This is a genomic window from Saccharothrix deserti (assembly GCF_009769385.1).
Taxonomy (GTDB): Bacteria; Actinomycetota; Actinomycetes; order Mycobacteriales; family Pseudonocardiaceae; genus Actinosynnema; species Actinosynnema deserti.
The window spans coordinates 233,792-253,285 of the sequence record NZ_VKAB01000012.1 but is presented as its reverse complement, the minus strand read 5'-3'; the positions used below and the strand labels follow the sequence as shown (position 1 = coordinate 253,285).

The 19,494-nt window shown below is 70.2% G+C and carries 7 protein-coding genes; 3 read left to right on the top strand and 4 right to left on the bottom strand.

Annotated features, from left to right (window positions below; genetic code table 11):
* Window positions 1-48 precede the first annotated feature (48 nt).
* From FM051_RS22780 to FM051_RS22765, 4 genes are all read right to left on the bottom strand, one after another.
* Window positions 49-2,079, bottom strand: coding sequence for an iron ABC transporter permease (locus tag FM051_RS22780; protein WP_158846572.1), 2,031 nt, complete (start codon window positions 2,077-2,079; stop codon window positions 49-51).
* Window positions 2,079-3,044 carry an ABC transporter substrate-binding protein gene (locus FM051_RS22775; RefSeq protein WP_158846570.1) on the bottom strand — a complete coding sequence of 322 codons (966 nt, stop codon included), beginning with the start codon at window positions 3,042-3,044 and terminating at the stop codon, window positions 2,079-2,081. The genes FM051_RS22780 and FM051_RS22775 overlap by 1 nt, the downstream gene beginning before the upstream one ends.
* Window positions 3,045-3,073: 29 nt before the next feature.
* Window positions 3,074-3,892, bottom strand: a complete 819-nt coding sequence (locus FM051_RS22770; protein ID WP_158846568.1) for an ABC transporter ATP-binding protein — start codon at window positions 3,890-3,892, stop codon at window positions 3,074-3,076.
* 94 nt (window positions 3,893-3,986) lie between these two features.
* Window positions 3,987-4,445, bottom strand: coding sequence for an SRPBCC family protein (locus FM051_RS22765; RefSeq protein WP_202918971.1), 459 nt, complete (start codon window positions 4,443-4,445; stop codon window positions 3,987-3,989).
* Between the two features lie 186 nt (window positions 4,446-4,631).
* On the opposite strand from FM051_RS22765, the gene FM051_RS22760 reads away from it, so the two are divergent.
* The 3 genes from FM051_RS22760 (at window position 4,632) to FM051_RS22750 (ending at window position 19,494) form a co-directional block, all read left to right on the top strand.
* Complete coding sequence (locus FM051_RS22760) at window positions 4,632-6,848, top strand: terpene synthase family protein (protein WP_158846566.1); 2,217 nt, start codon at window positions 4,632-4,634, stop codon at window positions 6,846-6,848.
* Window positions 6,849-6,942: 94 nt separating this feature from the next.
* Window positions 6,943-9,876, top strand: a complete 2,934-nt coding sequence (locus tag FM051_RS22755; protein WP_158846564.1) for an AfsR/SARP family transcriptional regulator — start codon at window positions 6,943-6,945, stop codon at window positions 9,874-9,876.
* 90 nt (window positions 9,877-9,966) lie between these two features.
* A complete protein-coding gene (locus FM051_RS22750; protein WP_158846562.1) occupies window positions 9,967-19,494 on the top strand; it encodes an RHS repeat-associated core domain-containing protein in 9,528 nt (3,175 codons plus the stop codon).

Genomic DNA, 19,494 nt, shown 5'->3' with positions numbered 1-19,494 from the left:
CGACAATTCGGGGCGGAGCGGCGGCACGCGCACGGCGTTCAGGGCAGGTCAGGTGCGCATCTCGCGCGTCCGCCACAGCACCAGCACGAAGTACGGCGTGCCGATCAACGCGATCACCAACCCGGCGGGCACCTGCGCGGGCGCGATCACGGTCCGCCCCAACGTGTCCGCCGCACTCACCAACACCGCACCAACCGCCGCCGCGACCGGAATGACGCGCGCGTGCCGACCGCCGACCAACGACCGGGCCAAGTGCGGCGCGACCAACCCCACGAACGCCACCACGCCGATCGCCGACACGGCCGTAGCCGCCAGCACCCCCGCACCCAGCAGGATCACCAGCCGCGACCGCTCCACCCGCATCCCGAGCACGCGCGGCGTGTCCTCGTCCAGGCTGTGCAAGTCCAGCTCACGGTGCCGAGCCCACAACAACGGCGTCAGCAGCACCAACGCCAGCACCGTCGGCAGCACCTGCTCCAGCGTCCGCCCGTACGTGGACCCGGACAGCCACGTCAACGCCTTCGCCGTGTTCCACGGATCGGACGTCACGATCAGCAACGTGATCAGCGCCATCCCCGCCGACCACATCGCGATCCCGATCACCACCAACCGGTCCGAGTCCAACCCGGACCGCCAAGCCAGCCCGTAGACCAGCGCGAACGCCACCAGCGCACCGACACCAGCCGCACCGGCGATGTCCCACGCCCCGGCCATCGGCACAGCCGTGATCAACGTGATCGCACCCAGCCCGGCACCCGCCGTGATCCCCAGCAACCCCGGCTCCGCCAACGGGTTCCGGCTCACCGACTGGATACCGCACCCCGCCACCGCCAACGCCGCACCCGCCACCAACGCCGCCAGCACGCGCGGCAGCCGCTGGTCGACCACGAACGTCAACGCGGTCCCCGAACGCCCGGACAACCAGTTCGCCAGATCACCCAGCAGCACCAACCGGTCCCCGAACATCAACCCCACGACCGGCGCCGAAAGAACCAACACCGCCAGCACGGCAGAAGTCACCGCGAGCCGACGCGGCGACCCCGCCACACCGACCCGCCCGGCCGGCGCCTGCCGGGGCGTCCCACCCGACCGCCCACGCCGCGCCAACCAGATCAACACCACCGCACCGAGGATCGTCGTAGTGACCCCGGTAGGCACCCGAACCGCCGCCGCAGACCCCATCACGGCCCGCAGCAGCACGTCCGCGCCGAGCACGATGACCACACCGACCAGCCCCGAGACCGGCAGCAACACCCGGTGCCTGCCCAACCCCGGCACGAACGGCGTCAGCAGCCGCGTGATCACCGGCGCGCTCAGCCCGACGAACCCGATGGGCCCGGCGATCGTCACCGCAGCCGCCGTCAACGCCACGGTCAACAGCACCGCGCCGACCCGTGTCCGCCGCACCCTCAACCCGAGCACGGTCGCGTTGTCGTCACCCAGAGCCAGGATGTCCAGCGACCGCCCCATCACCACCAGCGCCGCCACCGAGACCACCACCACGGGCGTCATCTGCGCGGTCGCGTTCAGGTCGCTCACCGTCAACGACCCTGAACCCCAGGCGAACAGCCCGGTCGTCTCCTGCTCGTACATCAGCAACAACAGAACGGTCGCCGACTGCAACGTCAACATGACCGCCGAGCCGACCAGCACCAACCGCGGACTGGTCGAACCCCCACCGGACAGCCCGAGCACGACGACCGCCGCCGCGAGCCCGCCGACGAACGCCGCCCCACCCGCGGGCAACGTCGGCAGGCTCAACCCGAACGCCGCGATCGCGACCACGGCCAGGTGCGAGCCCGCGTTCACGGCGAGCGTGTCCGGTGACGCCAACGGGTTGCGCGCCACCGACTGCATACCCGCACCGGCGACGCCGAGAGCGACACCGAGCAGCAACGCGGCCAGCAGGCGCGGCACGCGCGAACCCTCCAGCACGGCGAGGGTCTGCGCGTCCCCGTTGCCCAGCAAGGCGTCGAGCACGTCGAGCACATCGGTCGACGCGGTGCCCTGGGTGAGGTGGACGGCGGAGAGCACGGCGATGGCCGCCACGATCCCCGCCGTCACGACGGCGGTGCGCATCAGGCGGTGGTGGCCTTCACGAACTGCTCGGCGACGTGGACGACCGACTTCGGCCCGCCGAACATCCAGGTGCCCGGCTCCAGCTTGACCACCTTCTGCGAGACGACGAACGGCAGCCGCTGCCACACCGGGTTCTGCGCCAGGCCGGTGGTGAACACGTCTTCCTCGGAAGCGGCGTAGAACAGCACGGTCTTCGGGTCGGTGATCGCGGTCATGCCCTCGACGTCGGTCGCGCCCAGACCCCACTGCGCGTCGACCTCGCCGGTCCACACGTTCTTCAGGCCGACGGCCTCGGCGGTGTCGGAGACCAGCGAGCCCTTGCCGAACGGGCGGATGTTGACCGTGCTGCCCTCCATCCAGCCGTCGGCCATCAGGAACGGCGTGCCGGTCGCGCCCTTGGCCTCGACCGCCTTCTTGCCCTCGGCCAGAGCGCTGTCCATGTCGGACAGCAGCTGGTCGCCCTCGGCGGACTTGCCGATCGCCTGGGCGATCATCTTCACGTCCTCGCGCAGCCGGTCGAAGTTCCGGGAGGCGTCACTGGACTTGGTGACGACCACCGGCACGTACTTCTCCAGCTGGCCGGCCAGCGTCTCGCCCCGGCCCTGGGGCATGATCACCACGTCCGGGTTCAACGCGACGATCGAGTCGACGCTGGGCTCGTTGCGCTTGCCGACGTCCTTCACGTCGTCGGCGAGCGGCGCGGCCACGTCCCAGGTCTTGTAACCGGCGGTGTCCGCGACACCCACCGGCATGACCCCCAGTGAGGCGACAACTTCGGTCTCGCCCCACTCCAGCACCACGACCCGCTTGGCCGGGGCCTTGAGCTCCACGGCCTTGCCGCGGGAGTCGGTCACGGTGACCGGTCCGCCGGCGGACTCGGTCGGCTGCGTCGCCGGTGTCTCGGTGGTGCCGCACGCGGACAGCAGGACGGCTGCCGCGACGAGGGCAGGGGTCGACAAGCGCATCGCTCGAACCTCTCAGCTTCAGGGACTGGTCAGACCGCTCGTGGGGTGTGCCTGCCGAGGGGACGGCAGTGGATCGCGCCGGTCACCGGGTCGTCGGCGACGTGCACCGTGACGCCGTAGGCGTGGGTGAGGTGGTCACCGGTGAGGACGTCGCGGACCCCGCCCGCCGCGACGACCTTGCCCTCGGACAGCAGGACGACCTCGTCGGCGATGATCGCCGCGTGGTCGAGGTCGTGCAGCACGACGCCCACCGCCACGTCGTGGTCGTCCGCCAGGTCTCGCACCACGTCGAGGACTTCGACCTGGTAGCGCAGGTCGAGGTGGTTGGTCGGCTCGTCCAGCAGCAGCACGGACGTCTGCTGCGCCAGGCACGACGCCAGCCACACCCGCTGCAACTCGCCGCCGGACAGCTCGTCCACGCCGCGGTCCGCCATCGCGGTGACGCCGGTCAGCTCCATGGCGCGCGTGACGGCGGCGTTCCCCTCCAGGTCCACACCGCGCCACCCGGTCCGGTACGGGTAGCGGCCGTAGGAGACGACGTCGCGCACCGACACACCGGACGGCGTGGGCCGCTGCTGGGTGAGCAGGGTGACGTTGCGGGCGAACTCCTTGCCGGACAGCGCGGAATGCCCCCACACCGGGCGCTCGCCCAGCCGCACCTGGCCCTCACGCGGCCGGTGCAGGCGCGCGAGGGACCGCAGCACGGTCGACTTGCCGGACCCGTTGGGCCCGACGAGCGCCGTCACCGCGCCCGCGCGCAGTCCGAGCGAGACCCCGTGCACCACGGCGTGGTCGTGGTACGCCAGTACCAGCTCCTCGCCCGCGAGCAGCGCATCTCCCTTGGACATGAGGGGAGCCTAACCTAAGGTGCCCGATCGCCCGATGGGCGTGATCTACTGCACCTTCCGGACGATCCGCAACGGAGAGCCGGCTCGGCGGGGTTCAGGCGTGGAAATGACGTCGCGTGTCGGCCACCAAGGACGTGAACACCTTCGTGTTGATCCCGCCGCCGAACTTCAGCGCCGGCTCGTACGCGAACGTCCAGGTGAGCCGGCACCCGTCCGGTGTCCGCTCCACCAGGTAGTCCTCCCCGAACCGGCGGAACACCGGCAGGTTGGCCCGCTCCGCCCGGAACGACTGCCGCCGGTGGTCCTCCCAGCGGAAGAAGACCTCGTGCAGCCGCAGCACGCCCAGCACCGCCGCAGTCCTCGTCGTGCCCACCCCGAACGGCCGGGGCGAGGTGTACTCCACCGACGACAGCAGGCGGCACCACCACAGCGGGTTGGAGGCGGTCAGGCCGCGCCACACACGTTCGGGTGACACCGGCAGGTCCAGCTCGTAGCTGCGGCGCTCCGGTGCCGAGTCGAAGAAGTCCACGTCGAACGGCTCCAAGCGGGGCACGTAATCCAGTGTGTCTCGACCCGCCCCGCACCGCACACCCGGCGGCCACTCAGCGCAGTACCGCACTCCGCCAGTCGGGGGTACCCGCCGCTCGAACGTGTAGATCAGTCCCGGTAGGTCTTGGCTGTCACGCCACGGCACTGGTTGCGTACGAGGTGTATGCCACCGACCGAGAGGTGCGAGCCGATGCAGCCGTTCCAGTTGCCGGATTTCTACATGCCCTATCCGGCGCGGCTGAACCCCAACCTGGAACGCGCGCGGGCGCACACGAAGGTGTGGGCCCACGAGATGGACATGATCGACGTCCCCCAGCACGGCACGGTCATCTGGACCGAGGACGACCTCGACTCGCACGACTACGCGCTGCTCTGCTCCTACACCCACCCGGACGCCTCCCCGGACGACCTCGACCTGGTCACCGACTGGTACGTCTGGGTCTTCTACTTCGACGACCACTTCGTCGAGCTGTACAAGCGCAACCCGGACGTGGCGGGCGCGAAGGCGTACCTCGACCGGTTGCCGCTGTTCATGCCGGTCGACGGCCAGATCACCGAGGAGCCGACGAACCCGGTCGAGAAGGGCCTCGCCGACCTGTGGACGCGCACCGTCCACAGCCACTCGCTCGACTGGCGGCGCCGGTTCGCGGACAACACCAAGCACCTGCTGGACGAGTCCATGTGGGAGCTGCTGAACATCTCCGAGGGCAGGCTCTCCAACCCGATCGAGTACATCGAGATGCGCCGCAAGGTGGGCGGCGCGCCGTGGTCGGCGAACCTGGTCGAGCACGTCACCGGCATGGAGGTCCCGGCGCACATCGCGTTGAGCCGCCCGATGGGCGTGCTGCGCGACACCTTCGCCGACGCCGTGCACCTGCGCAACGACCTGTTCTCCTACGAGCGCGAGGTGCTGGACGAGGGCGAGCTGAGCAACGGCGTCCTGGTGCTGGAGAAGTTCCTCGACATCGGAACCCAGGAGGCCGCCGAGGCGGTGAACGACCTGCTCACGTCCCGCCTGCACCAGTTCGAGCACACCGCCGTCACCGAGGTGCCGCCGCTGCTGGACGAGTACGCCGTCGACCCGGCGGGCAGGCTCGCCGTGCTGGCGTACGTGAAGGGCCTTCAGGACTGGCAGTCCGGCGGCCACGAGTGGCACGCCCGGTCCAGCCGCTACATGAACGACGGGGCGGTCACCGCGAACCCGGTCCTCGGTGGACCGACGGGCCTGGGCACGAGCGCCGTCCGCTCGCTGATCGCCACCGCGCCGCAGCGCCTGCGCAGCTTCAGCCACGTGCCGTTCGAGGAGGTCCCGTCGCTGCCGGAACCGGCCCTGGACATGCCGTTCACGCTGAAGGTGAGCCCGCACTGGAAGGACGCCCTGGAGAAGAGCATCGCCTGGGCGCGTGACATGGGCATCTTCGACGACACCCCGCGCGTGTGGACCGAGAGCAAGCTGCGCGACTACGACCTCGCGCTGTGCTCGGCGGGCATCGACCCGGACGCCACGGCGGAGGAGCTGGAGATCTCCGCGCTGTGGCTGACGTGGGGCACCTACGGCGACGACTACTACCCGTACACGTTCGGCCGGACACCCGACATGGCCGCCGCGAAGGCCACCACCGAACGGCTGAAGCAGATGATGCCGCTGGAGGGCGAGGCGCCCGCGCCGGTGACCCCGATGGAACGCGGCCTCGCCGACATCTGGCAGCGCACCACGGCCCCGATGCCGCCGGAGAACCGGCTCCAACTGCGCAACGCGCTGGACCTGATGCTGGACAGCTGGCTGTGGGAGCTGAAGAACCAGCACGAGAACCGCGTGCCGGACCCGGTCGACTACGTCGAGATGCGCCGCCGGACGTTCGGCTCGGACCTCACCATGAGCCTGGCCCGGTTCGGCCACGGCCGGCTGGTGCCGGACGAGATCTACCGCACCAGGACCATCCGCAACATCGAGAACTCGGCGATCGACTACGCGACCATCCTCAACGACCTCTACTCGTACCGGAAGGAGATCCAGTACGAGGGCGAGGTGCACAACATGGTCCTCGTGGTGCGCAATTTCCTGGACGTCGACCTGGAGCGGGCGTACGCGATCACCACCGACCTGGCGAATGCGCGGCTCAAGCAGTTCCAGCACTCCGTCGCGGTCGAGTTGCCGACGTTGTTCGAGGAATTCGACCTGGAACCGGAGACGCGGGCCGCGCTCACCGCGCACGCCGCCGAACTGGAGGACTGGATGGCCGGGATCCTCAACTGGCACCGCGAGGTAGTCCGCTACCACGACGCCGACCTGGCCAAACACTTCGGCGGCCGGGAGTTGGCCGGTACGGCGCAGGCGCTGCGCGGGCCGACCGGGCTCGGCACTGCGTCAACCCGCGTTCTGATGAACATGGTGAACAGCGGGTGACGTGTATCTGAATGGCAATCATCGGAATTGCAAATAATGAGTGGAGGTGATTCGCGGAACTTTTACCCGAGTACCACTCGAATTCGATGGCAGTATGTCTGGCGTGGTCGAGGGTGGAGTTCGCTACCGGTTGTTGGGCGCGGTCGCGGTCCACGTCCACGGCGAGCCGGTCCGACTCGGCGGCCCGAAGCAGCGCGCGGTGCTCGCCGCGTTGCTGCTCAGCGCGAACCGCGTGGTGTCCGAGGAGCAGCTGATCGGGCTCGTCTGGGACGGCGAGCCGCCGACGAGCGCGCGCGGCCAGCTCCAGGTGCGGATCTGGGAACTGCGCAAACTCCTCGGCCGGTCCGCGATCGTGCGCCGGTCGCCCGGCTACCTCATCGAGGTGCGGCCCGGACAGCTGGACGTCCAGGTGTTCACCGACGAGGTCGCGGCAGCCCGCGTCGACTTGGCCGAGGGGCGGGTCGACGCGGGCGTCGCGCGTCTGCGGGACGCCCTGGCGCTGTGGGAGGGGCCGGTCCTCGGCGGGGTGACCGAGGCGCTGCTGGACCGGGAGAGCCGGTTGCTGGAGGAACGGCGGCTGGCCGCCGTGGAGGACCTGTTCGACGCCGAGCTGCGGGCCGGGCGGCACGCGGCCGTGATCGGTGAACTGCGCCGGGCCGGTGCCGAGTACCCGTTCCGGGAACGGCTCCAAGCCGCGTTGATGCTCGCGCTGCACCGTTCCGGGCGCACGTCGGAGGCGCTGGCGGTGTACGCGGAGACGCGGCGGCGGTTCACCGACGAGCTCGGCATCGAGCCGGGGCGCGGGCTGCAGGAGCTGCACGTCCAGGTGTTGCAGGGTGAGGAGCCGGCGTCCGTGCCGGTGACGCGTCCGGCGCAGTTGCCGCACGACGTGCGGGCGTTCACCGGCAGGCAGGCCGAGCTGGCGCGGTTGGACGACGCCGGGATCTGGGTGATCACCGGTGCGGCGGGCGTCGGGAAGACGGCGCTGGCGGTGCACTGGGCGCGGCGCGCACGGGAACGGTTCCCGGACGGGCAGCTGTACGTGGACCTGCGCGGGTTCGACGCCGACCACGAGCCCGTGCCGCCCGCGATCGCGTTGGCGCAGTTGCTGCGGGCGCTGGGGCAGCAGCGGTTGCCGTCCGAAGTGGACGAACTGGCCGCGCTGTACCGGACCGTGCTGGCGGACCGGGAAGTGTTGGTGCTGCTGGACAACGCGCGGGACGCCGAGCAGGTCGCGCCGCTGCTGCCGCCGTCCGGGGTGGTGCTGGTGACGAGCCGGCACCGGCTGGGTGACCTGGTCGCGCAGAGGGGCGCGCGTTCGTTGCGGCTGACCGTGCTGCCGGCCGCCGACTCGCGTGCGCTGCTGACCGAGGTGCTGGGCGGCGTGCCGCAGGTCCTGGGGTCGGTGGAATCGCTGGACGAGTTGGCCCGGCTGTGCGGTCACCTGCCGTTGGCGCTGCGGATCGCGGCGGCGAACCTCACGCCCCACGACTCGGACCCGTGCGTCGACGATCTGGTGGCCGTGCTGCGTGCCGACCCGTTGACCGGGCTGACCGTGGACGGTGCCGACGAGAGCCCGTTGACCAGGGCTTTCGACGTGTCCTACGCGGCTTTGACGCCGGCGCTGCAGCGGCTGTTCCGGCTGCTGGGGCTGGTGCCGGGTGCCGATTTCACGCCGCGCGTGGCGGCGGCGCTGCTGGACGTGCCGGTGGCGTCGGCGGGTCGGCTGCTGCACCGGTTGGCCGCCGCGCACCTCGTGGAGCAGCACGGGCCGGGCCGGTTCCGGTTCCACGACCTGGTGCGGGACTACGCGCGGACGTTCGGCGGGGAGGACGGCGCGTGGGAGCGGCTGGTGGAGTTCCACCTGGCGGCGGCGGACGCGGTGGACCGGCACTTCAGCCGCCACCCGCTGCGGCTGCCCCGGGACGCGGACCCGGTGTGCGAAGTGGACTTCGCGTCGTCCGCCGAGGCCGTGGCGTGGCTGGAGGCGGAGCACGACAACCTGACCGCCGTGCTGCGGCAGGCCGCCGTGCACGGTCCGCACCCGGCGGCGTGGTACCTGGCGGACGCGATCCGGTCGGTGTTCCTGCACCGGGGGCTGCGGGCGGAGTGGCTGGACGTCGCGTTCCCGGTGTTGGAGGCGGCACGAGGGGTGCCGCGCGTCGAGGCGCTGATGCGGCAGGGCATCGGTGCGGCGTGCGTGCACCTCGGGCGGCGTGACGAGGCGATCCGGCACCTGGAGGCGGCGTTGTGCGCGCACCGCGAGGCCGACTGGCCGGAGGGTGAGGCGGCGACCGCGAACAGCCTGGGGATCGCGCTGCTGGCGTCCGGCCGGTACGCCGAGGCAAGCGACCTGTTCACCCACTCACTGCGCGCCGGCACCCGAACCGACCAGACGATGGCCCTGAACAACCTGGGCTTCGTAAAGCGCCACCTGGGTCACGTGGACACAGCCCTGGAGCACTTGACCCAGGCGCTGACGATCAGCATCGAGGACGGCTCCCAGTGGGGCGAGGCCATAGCGCGGGTGAACCTGGGCTACGTCCTCCGTTCCTACGGCGACCTGCCAGGCGCGCGCGAACACCTGATGGCAGCGTGCGCGCTCCACCGTCACCTGGGCAACCAGTACGGCGAGGCATCGGCACTGATCGGCCTGAGCCTGGTCCACACCGACTCCGGCGACTTCCACCGTGCCCAGTCCGACGCCTCCGAGGCCCTGGCCGTCGCCCGCCGCGAGGAAAACCGCGAAACCGAGGTGGGCGCCCTGACCGCCCTGGGCACCGCCGAATCAGCCGCCGGCCTCCTGGCAGAAGCCGAAACGCACCACCGCCAAGCCGTGGCCCTGGCCCGCCGCTGGTGCTCCCCCTGGCAACTGGCCGAGGCCCTGACCACCCTCGGCGCCACGGTCGCCACCCACGACCGCCCCGCCGCAATCCCCCTCTACGAAGAGGCTCTGACCCTCGCCAGAGAGGCCGGTCTACGGCCCGTCGAAGCCCTCTGCCTGCGCCAACTCGACCAGTTCAGCTGACCCGCCACCCGTGGAAGCGGGAGGGAAGTGGGGTGGAAGTGGGGGTCCTTAACGTCCGCGACGGCCTGCTCAGTCGACTGGGGGAGCGGTATGTCGTCGCGTGTGCGCAAAGCGGGGCTGCTCGGAGTTCTGTGGGCGTCCGGGCCGGCCAAGGTGGTCGCTGTCGCTGTTGTGCTGGCGGTTACGGCTACCAGTGGCGGGGACGCCGTCAACGGCTGGGGGCGGTCGGAGACGTTTGCGGCGGATAGCGTCACGACCCCCGGGCCTGGGCAGCGGTGGGGTGAGGCGCAGGCCGATCCCGACCACCTCGAGGGCGCGCCCAACAACAACACGGTCCCGGACTCGTTGAGATCGCGCTACCCGAAGGTCAAGTGGGACGTCCAGCCGCAGAACGCCGCGTCGGTGCAGGAACCGCCGGTCAGCGAGGCGAAGGGCTTCGAAGAGGGCAAGAGCCAGGAGAAGCCCGAGGCCCGGACGAAGTACGAGAAGGTCTACACGAACCCGGACGGCACCGAGACCACCGAGTTCTCCGCCGGCCCCGTCAACTTCCGCGACGGCGACGAGTGGAAGCCCATCCAGACCGAGTTGGTCCAGAGCGACCAGGGCTGGCACAACGCCGCCGACGAGGTGGACGTACGACTCAACCGCCAGGCCGACGCCGAAGAGCTGGCCAAACTCACCGTGGACGCCGACCACGAGGTGTCCTACGGCCTGGCCGGCGCGAACAAGGTCGACGGCACCGCGACCGGCAGCACCGCCACCTACACCGAGGTCCAGCCCGGTGTGGACCTGAAGCTGGAGTCGCAGCCGGGCGGCGTGAAGGAAACCCTCGTCCTCACCCGCCCCGGCGCCACGAGCTTCACGTTCCCGCTCACCCTCAAGAACCTCACCGCGCACGTCGAGAACAACCAGGTCCTGCTCAAGGACGAGAAGAGCAACACCAGAGCCGTCATCCCGCCCGGCGACATGGTCGACGCGAACGGCACCCGCTCCACCGCCGTCACCTACGCCCTGACCAGCCACAACGGCCGTCCGGCCCTCCAGCTCACCCTCGACACAACCTGGCTGAGCAGCGCGGCCTACCCGGTCGCGGTAGACCCCACCGTGCAGCTCCCGGTCACCGGTGAAGCCGCCGACAGCAGCCTCTACGTCAACGGCACCTCGTCCTCACCCGGCGGCAACACCCTCCTCGTGGGCCCCAACGCCGCCTCCTACCTCCGCTTCGGCAGCCTGGTCGACAAGCTCCGCAACCACACGATCTTCGGCGCCCAGCTGTGGCTGGTGAACTACGACTCCGACTCGTGCCGGCCGAGGAACGTCACCGTCCACCCGGTCACCGAGAGCTGGACGTCCAGCAGCGACGTCGACTACCCCGGCCCGAACACCGGCCGCCAGCTGGCCGAACGCTCCTTCGCCCACGGCTACATCGCCTTCGGCCAGTCGTCCTCCGCCTGCCCCACCGCAGGCGAGCTGATCAACCTCGGCGGCGGCGGGCGCGACCTGGTGCAGAAGTGGGTCAACGGCGAGCAGGCCAACAACGGCATCTCGCTGCGCGCGGGCGGTGACCTGTCCGGCAAGAAGTTCACCGGCCCGGCCACCGCGAACCCGCCCCGCCTCTACGTCACGCACAGCCCGTACAACGCGACGTACGCGCTGGCCAACCCGGTGCCGAACCCGCCGGTCCTGCAGAACCAGGACGGCAAGGTCAAGATCGCGGTCACCAACAAGAGCGCCGCGGCCTGGGCGCCGGGCGACTACTACCTGGCCTACCGCGCCTACAACGCCAAGACCGGCGCGTCCGTCGTCCAGCAGCGCTCGGCGAACCTGACCGCCACGGTCAACCGCAACCAGCGCGTCACCCTCGACGCCACGATCAAGGCGCTGCCGCCGGGCAAGTACTTCCTCGACTTCACCATGGTCAAGACCGGTGGTCCGGTGTTCACCGACCACCAGGTCCCGCCGGGCCGGATCGTGCTGGAAGTCTTCGACATCCCGCCGGTAGTCCAGGAGCTGTACCCGCCGAACGGCTACCAGGCGCCCACCCTCACCCCGCAGCTGTGGGCCCGCGCGCTCGACATCGACGCGCCGCCGTCCGTCACCATGCAGTTCAAGTTCGAGATCTGCGAACGCGACGCCGCCGGCAAGCCGATCAACTGCGTGAACTCCGGCTACCAGACCAAGACCGCGTGGACCGTCCCGTCGGGCACGCTCAAGTGGAGCAAGGCCTACGACTGGCGCGCGTACGTCAAGGACGCCACCACCGAGGTCATCTCCCCGTACTCCACGGTGCTCACCAGCGTCCCGCAGCCGGAGATCACCTCACGCCTGGCGGGCGGCCCCTACGGCACGAAGGACCAGGAGTTCGACCCGCAGTCGGGCAACTACTCCACCGCCGCCGTGGACGCCACGATCACCACGGTCGGCCCGGAGTTCCGCCTGGTCCGCACCTACAACAGCCTGGACCCGCGCCGCGACGGCATGTTCGGCGCCGGCTGGTCCAGCCGCTACGACATGAAGCTCGTCCCCGACGACGACGGCTCCGGCAACGTCGTGATCACCTACCCGGACGGCCAGCAGGTCCGGTTCGGCCGCAACGCCGACGGCACGTACGCCGCACCGTTCGGCCGCCAGGCGAAGCTCACCGTCGACAGCACGGCGTGGAGGCTGCTCGACCTGTCCGGCACCACCTACCAGTTCTCCCTCACCGGCCGGCTGTCCCGGATCACCGACAGCGCCAACCGCGCGGTCGTGCTGACCTACGACAGCACCACCGGCAAGCTGATCAGGGCACACGTCTCGAACAGCCAGACCAACACCTCCGGCCGTTTCATCACGTTCACCTGGACCGGCAACCGCGTCACCGCCGTGAAGGCCGACCAGACGACGTGGAGCTACACCTACACCGGCGACCTGCTCACCAAGGTCTGCGCCAGCGGCTGCACCAGCTACGAGTACACCGCCGGCTCGCACTACCGCACCACCGTCCTCGACTCGCGCCCCGAGTCGTACTGGCGGCTCGGTGAACCCGAGGGCACGTTCGCGGCCAGCGAGGTCTCGGTCAACCTCGGCAAGGACACCGGCACCTACAAGAACGTCACCCTCAACACGCCGGGCATCAACACCACCGACACCGCCGCGATGTTCAACGGCACCACGTCGACGGTCGACCTGCCCAAGGGCACGGTGAAGAAGAGCCGTGACGGCGCGGTCGAGCTGTGGTTCAAGAACTCGGTCACCGGCTCGGGCGGCCCGCTGCTCGGCTACCAGGACAAGGCCCTCGGCACCGCGTCAACCAGCGGCGTCCCGATCCTGTACGTCGGCACGGACGGCAAGCTGCGCGGCCAGTTCGGCATCGGTGAGATCAGCCCGATCACCAGCGGTGTCCTGGTCAACGACGGCAAGTGGCACCACGTGGTGCTCAGCTCCATGGGCACCACCCAGACCCTGTTCCTGGACGGCGTCAAGGTCGGTGAGCTGACCGGCAAGACGATCGACCACGAGAAGCTGACGTTCAACCAGATCGGCGCGGCCTACGCGACCGGCACGTGGCCCGCCTGGGGCACCACCCCGCAGCGCCACTTCGCGGGCGTGATCGACGAGGTCGCCGTCTACTCGGGCCCGGTCGGCCCGCAGACCACGACCGCGCACCGCAACGCCAACAACCCGGCCGACCAGCTCGCCAAGATCACCCTGCCCAGCGGCAAGATCGCCGCGACCACCAGCTACGACACCGCGCTGGACCGGGTGAAGGAGCACACCGACGACAACGGCGGCACGTGGAAGATCGGCCCGCCCGCGGTCTACGGCGGTGACGACGACCTGCGCCGCACGGTCGAGGTGCTCGACCCGGCCAACCGGCCGAGCCTGTACGAGTTCGACGCGCTGGGCGGCTGGCTGCTGCGCCTCGGCCAACCGCTGGGTCTGGAAGCACGCTCCGAGGACACGCCGGGCGAGCCGACCAGCACACCCACGCCACCCACCGAGACGTGCAGCAAGCCCGACCCGAACGACCCGTCGTTCTGCACCACGATCCCGAACAGCTCCGGCGGCCCGGTGTTCGTCCGCTACGGCGCGGAGGGCATGAGCATCCGCTCGTTCTCCTACGACGAGAACGGCCAGCTCAGCGTCGTCACCGACGAGAACGGCGACACGGTCACCCTCGGCTACGACGCGCGCGGCAACGTCACGTCCCGCAAGACGTGCCGCACCGCGACCGAGTGCCACACCAGCTACGAGACGTTCCCGACGACCGTCACCAACGAGTACGACCCGCGCAACTTCCTGCCGCTGGAATCGCGTGACGGCCGGTCGGCGAGCGCGACCGACACCACCTACCGCACGACGTTCAGCTACCACTCGACCGGCCAGCTGCTCCAGGAGACCGCGCCGGACGGCAGCTTCGTCCGGCACACCTACACCAACGGCGCGGAGCCCGCGGTCAACGGGGGCTCACCGCCCGCCGCCCTGCTCGCGTCCACTATGGACGCACGCGGCCGGACGACCCGATACGCCTACTACAACAACGGCGACCTGGCCCGCGTCACCCAACCCAACGGCCTGATCACCGAGTACACCTACGACAACCTGGGCCGTCCCGCCACGGTCAAGGAGATCTCGGACAGCTTCCCGAACGGCGTCGTCACCACCTTCACCCACGACGCCATGTCGAGGCTGCAGACCAAGACCGGCCCGATCACCACGGACGTCGTCACCGGCAAGAAGCACCAGCTGCGGATCTCGCACACGTTCGACGCCGACGGCAACATCACCCAGACCGAGGAGACCGACACCCAGGCCAACGACGCGCCGCGCGTCACGAAGTTCGAGTACGACCAGCAGAACCGGCTCGTGCGGGAAACCGACGCCGAGGGCAACGAGACGTCGTACGAGTACGACGCGTTCGGCCACCGGACCTCGGAGACCGACCCGAACGGCAACCGGTTCGACTTCGCCTACACCACCCGCGGCAGCCTCGCCGAGGTGCGCCTGCGCGACTGGCGCAGCGACCCGGCGGGCGTGCCCGCGCCGGCCAACGGGTACCTGCTGGTCAAGTCGCTCTCCTACGACTTCGCGGGCCGGCTCGCCAGCGAGACCGACGCGATGGGCCGCCGCACCGAGTTCCAGTACTGGGGTGACGGCCTGCCGCGCCGCAAGGTGCTCAAGGACTTCGACAACCCCGACGGCAGCAAGCGCGACTACGTCGTCGAGGAGAACACCTACGACGGCGCGGGCAACCTGACCCGCAAGGTCACCGCCAACGGCAAGACCGTCACCGAGCACACGCACGACCGGCTGGGCCGGTTGGCCACGGTCGTGGTCGACCCGACGGGCCTGCGCCGCAGCACCTCCTACACCTACGACGCCGGCGACAACGTCACCCGCACCACGACCGGCGGCAAGGTGTCGAACGTGCCGTGGCCGGTGTCCGAGACCCCGGAGACCGTGACCTACCAGCACGACGACGTCGGCAACGTGATCGAGGAGACCGTCACCGACGGCGCCGCGAACCGCGTCACCAAGTACACCTACGACCAGCGCGGCCACCAGACCTCGGTCACCGACCCGCGGCTCAAGACGACCACCTACGGGTTCGACGAGCTGGGCCGCCAGGTCTCGGCCACGGGCGCCGAGGTGTCGGTGGAACGCGACGGCGGCGCGGCGACGACCACCAAGCCGACCACGAAGACCGGCTACAACACGTTCGACGAGGTCGTCGCGGAGGCGGACGAGCTGGGCAACGTGACGACCGCCGCGTACGACCGCCTCGGCCGGGTCGTGTCCAGGGTGTCGCCGACGCACCAGGCGATCACGCCGGCGGTCTCGACGTCCTACGACGGCAACGGCAACATCACCGAGGTCGTCAACGCCCGCGGCTACGCCACGAAGTTCGCCTACGACCAGCTCGACCGCGTCGTCACCGTCGACGAGCCGGCCACCACCGGGCGGGCGATCTCGCGCTTCACCTACACCCGTTCCGGTCAGGTGCTGTCCACGACCGGTCCGGACGGCGCGCGGACCGAGTCGACCTACGACGACCTCGACCGCGAGATCACCTCGACCGTGTACGAGCGCAAGCCCACGACCGGCACGTTCACCGCGTGGCAGCGCTACGACGACCTCGGCAACGTGACCTCGGCCGTCGCCCCCTCGGGTGCCGCGACGACGTTCACCTACGACACGCTCGGCCAGCTGATCAAGGAGACCGACCCGGCGAGCGTGCCCACGCACTACGGCTATGACGCCGCGGGCAACGCCGTGCGGGTCACCGACGGCATCGGCCGCACCACCCGCCAGGTCTACGACCTGTTCGGCGACCAGGTGGCGCAGTCGGAGCTGAAGCCGGACGGCACGGTCCTGCGCACCACGAAGTTCGGCTACGACCCGGCGGGCAACACGACCACCGTCACCGACGCCAAGCTGAACGTCACGACGTTCGAGTTCGACGCGGGCAACCGGCTGGTCAAGCAGGTCGAGCCGGAGGGCGTCACGCAGGAGTTCGGCTACGACGAGGCCGGCAACCTGACCCGCTACACCGACCCGCGCGGCCACCGCACGATCACCACGTACAACCCGTGGGGCCTGCCGGAGAAGGTCATCGAGCCCTCCACCGCGGCGCACCCGACCGACCGCACGTGGACCTCGGAGTACGACGCCAACGGCAACGAGGTGAAGCTGACCGCGCCCGGCGGCGTGGTCCGGACCCGGACGTTCGACCCGGCCGACCAGCTCACCGCCGAGACCGGCAGCGGCGCGGAAAAGCCCACCACGGCCCGGGACATCGCATACGACCTGGTGGGCCAGGCGATCCGGGTCGGCTCCGACACCTACACCTACGACGACCGCGGCAACCTGCTCACCACGGCCGGTCCCGGTGGCACGGCGGAGTTCGGCTACGACGCCGACGGCAACCCGACCACCCGCCGTGACGCGGCCGGCACCTCGACCTACACCTACCTGAAGGGGCGGCTGAACACGGTCTCCGAAGGACTGGCCGGCGTCACCCAGACGCTCGGCTACGACTCCGCGGGCGAGGTCAAGACCATCGGCTACGGCGCGGGCCGCACCCGGACCTTCGGCTACGACGACTACGGCCGAGAGATCTCGGACGTGCTCACCGGCTCGACCGGCCAGACCATTTCGTCCACGACATACAGCCACGACGACACCGATCTCATCTCCAGCAAGACCGAGAACGGCGTCGCGACCACGTACACGTACGACGCGTTGGGCCGGCTCAAGAGCGCCACCACGGGCGGCGTGACCACGCCGTACGAGTGGGACCCGGCGGGCAACCGCACCAAGGCGGGCGCGAAGACCGCGTCCTACGACGAGCGCAACCGCCTGCAGTCCGACGGCGACTACACCTACACCTACAGCCCGCGCGGCACGCTCGCCGGCCGCACGAGCTCCGGGCACACCGAGCCGTACGCGTTCGACGCGTTCGACCGGATGGTCGGCGCGATCAGCCAGACCTACACCTACGACGGCCTGGACCGGGTGGCCACCCGCAACGGCACCGCGTTCACCTACGCGGGCCAGGACGACCAGATCGTGTCCGACGGCGCGGCCACGTTCGCCCGCGGTCCGGGTGACGAGCTGCTGGCCACGAAGAAGGGCGACACGGCACGCGTGCCGGTGTCCAACGGCCACGGCGACGTGATCGGCGCGATCGCACCGGACGGCCAGGCCCTCGCCGACCGCACCAGCTACGACGCGTTCGGCAAGGTCACCGCGAAGACCGGCGACACCGGACCGCTCGGCTACCAGGGCGACTGGACCGACCCGGCGACCGGCCAGGTCGACATGGGCGCCCGCTGGTACGACCCGACGACCGGTGGCTTCAACGCGCGCGACGACATCCCGTTCCAGGGCGGCGACGGCGTCCGCGCCAACCGCTACACCTACGGCGCGGGCGACCCGGTCGGCCAGATCGACCCGGACGGGCACTGGTCGTGGCCGTGGAACTGGGGCGACGACGATGACGACGAACCGTCCACGTGGGTGGAGGTGGACGACGGCTGCTACCTCGGGATGTGCTACTGGCTCCATGACGACCTCGCCTGGGAGATCCGCCAGCAGGCGGACAACCTGTCGGGCAAGAAGAGGAAGAAGTCCCCGGGGGCGAGCGGCACCTTCCCGAGCTACGCGCCCGGCCCGGCGTACCGGGGCAGTGGCGGCGGCGGCAGCTGTGGCTCTTGCTACAACGCGACCGCGGCGGCGCGCGCCGAGGCGGCCCGGCGGGCGGAGTACGAGCGGAAGAAGCGGGTCACCGCGCAGGCCAAGGCGGCGGCGCAGTACTCGGCGCGGCACGTGCCCAGGACGGTGTCCGGCGCGGCGCACGGTCCCGTGATGAACATGCCGAAGCCGGTGTCGTCCAGTGCGAAGGTGCCCGCGGGCAGGGTCGGGGCCAACCGTGACGTGGTGGCGGACGCCAAGCGCGGCACGGACAAGATCTACGACCAGGCCGTGCAGAAGGCCGGCAACCCGGTGACGAACACGTCCAAGGCCAGCAATCCCGGGTCCGGGTCCTGGTCCGGTGGCATCTCGTGGAAGTGGCCGGGCTGGAAGCAGGCCGCCAAGGACTTCGGCAAGGGGTTCGTGGACGGGCTGGCCGAGATCAGCGGCTTCAACGACGGCAAGCGGTGCATCACCCAGGGCGACGCGGAGAGCTGCATCTGGTCCGTGGTGTCGGTGGCGTCGCTGTTCGCCGGCCCGTACGGCGTCGGCGCGGTGCGTGCGGCGAAGGGCGTCCGGATGGGCGCCAAGTACGGCGACGACATCGTCAACGCGGCTTGCACGGTGGTCGCGGGTGCCGGCAACAGCTTCGCCGGTGACACCGCGGTGCGGATGGGCGACGGTTCCGTCAAGGCGATCAGCGCCGTGCGGGTCGGAGACCAGGTGACGGCGGCCGATCCCACGACCGGGCAGACCGGCTCGTTCGCGGTGACCGACGTGATCGTCGGGTCCGGGGCCAAGAAGATGACCGAGCTGACCGTGTCGTTCGAGGGCCGCACGTCCACCCTCACCACCACCGACGGCCACCCGTTCTGGGCCGACGGCAAGTGGGCCGAGGCCGGTGATCTCGTTGCCGGACAACGGGTTTCCGAGGGCGAGATCGTCGGCACGCGGTCGTGGACCGAGCAGCGGACCGTCTACAACCTGACGGTCGACACCCTGCACACCTTCCACGTCGTGACCGGTGACGCGGACGTGCTCGTGCACAACGCGGGCAAGTGCGGCAAGGCGATCGCGAAGGTGCGCGCCGGCGCGGTCGCGGCGAAGAACGGCGTGGTCGCCGGCGCGAAGGCCGTGGGACGCGGCGCGCAGGCGGTCGGGCGTGGTCTGGCCAACTTCGGCCGCGGCCTGTGGGAGGGCTCCAAGACAGTCGGCCGCTTTGGCCGACAGAAGCTCTGGAGCAACCCGATCGGCTACGTCCAGAAGTACCCCGGGAAGGCGCTCGCGCAGTGCATCGGCGTGAACGGGCTCACAACCGGGGCGACCATCGGGCTCAGCAACGCCAACCCCCTGTTCAAGCCCGAGAACACGGTGATCGTCGGCGTGCTTGGTTGTCTCGGTACCACGGTCAAGGACGCCTGGTACTTCCACCTGGAGCGATGA